This window comes from Lentilactobacillus hilgardii DSM 20176 = ATCC 8290, assembly GCF_000159315.1.
GTDB classification, from domain to species: Bacteria; Bacillota; Bacilli; order Lactobacillales; family Lactobacillaceae; genus Lentilactobacillus; species Lentilactobacillus hilgardii.
Map to the genome: position 1 here is coordinate 1 of NZ_GG670001.1, position 1,689 is coordinate 1,689.

Sequence of the window (1,689 nt, forward strand, 5' to 3'; positions counted from 1 at the left end):
AACAAATTGCGAAGTCAATTCGCTAGTAACAATAAAAAATAATCAATGAGTCACAAATGATCATTTTGATTTTAAGATGAGAGTTTGATCCTGGCTCAGGACGAACGCTGGCGGCGTGCCTAATACATGCAAGTCGAACGCGTCTTGGTCAATGAAGTTGAGTGCTTGCATTTAACTGATTTGACATTAAGACGAGTGGCGAACTGGTGAGTAACACGTGGGTAACTTGCCCCGAAGCGGGGGATAACATTTGGAAACAGGTGCTAATACCGCATAACAACAAAAACCACATGGTTTTTGTTTAAAAGATGGTTTCGGCTATCACTTTGGGATGGACCCGCGGCGTATTAGCTAGTTGGTGAGGTAATGGCTCACCAAGGCAATGATACGTAGCCGACCTGAGAGGGTAATCGGCCACATTGGGACTGAGACACGGCCCAAACTCCTACGGGAGGCAGCAGTAGGGAATCTTCCACAATGGACGAAAGTCTGATGGAGCAACGCCGCGTGAGTGATGAAGGGTTTCGGCTCGTAAAACTCTGTTGTTGGAGAAGAACGGGTGTCAGAGTAACTGTTGACATCGTGACGGTATCCAACCAGAAAGCCACGGCTAACTACGTGCCAGCAGCCGCGGTAATACGTAGGTGGCAAGCGTTGTCCGGATTTATTGGGCGTAAAGCGAGCGCAGGCGGTTTTTTAGGTCTGATGTGAAAGCCTTCGGCTTAACCGGAGAAGTGCATCGGAAACCGGGAGACTTGAGTGCAGAAGAGGACAGTGGAACTCCATGTGTAGCGGTGAAATGCGTAGATATATGGAAGAACACCAGTGGCGAAGGCGGCTGTCTGGTCTGCAACTGACGCTGAGGCTCGAAAGCATGGGTAGCGAACAGGATTAGATACCCTGGTAGTCCATGCCGTAAACGATGAGTGCTAAGTGTTGGAGGGTTTCCGCCCTTCAGTGCTGCAGCTAACGCATTAAGCACTCCGCCTGGGGAGTACGACCGCAAGGTTGAAACTCAAAGGAATTGACGGGGGCCCGCACAAGCGGTGGAGCATGTGGTTTAATTCGATGCTACGCGAAGAACCTTACCAGGTCTTGACATCTTCTGCTAACCTAAGAGATTAGGCGTTCCCTTCGGGGACGGAATGACAGGTGGTGCATGGTTGTCGTCAGCTCGTGTCGTGAGATGTTGGGTTAAGTCCCGCAACGAGCGCAACCCTTATTGTCAGTTGCCAGCATTTAGTTGGGCACTCTGGCGAGACTGCCGGTGACAAACCGGAGGAAGGTGGGGATGACGTCAAATCATCATGCCCCTTATGACCTGGGCTACACACGTGCTACAATGGACGGTACAACGAGTCGCGAAACCGCGAGGTCAAGCTAATCTCTTAAAGCCGTTCTCAGTTCGGATTGTAGGCTGCAACTCGCCTACATGAAGTTGGAATCGCTAGTAATCGTGGATCAGCATGCCACGGTGAATACGTTCCCGGGCCTTGTACACACCGCCCGTCACACCATGAGAGTTTGTAACACCCAAAGCCGGTGAGGTAACCTTCGGGGGCCAGCCGTCTAAGGTGGGACAGATGATTAGGGTGAAGTCGTAACAAGGTAGCCGTAGGAGAACCTGCGGCTGGATCACCTCCTTTCTAAGGAAAATTCGGAAACCTACACAATGTCGAAAGTTTTGTT

Annotated in this window: 1 rRNA gene; it reads left to right on the forward strand. The window is 50.7% G+C overall.

Annotation, left to right across the window (positions count from 1 at the left end):
• Positions 1–72: 72 nt before the first annotated feature.
• Positions 73–1,646, forward strand: a 16S ribosomal RNA gene (locus HMPREF0519_RS12565).
• Positions 1,647–1,689: the final 43 nt, after the last annotated feature.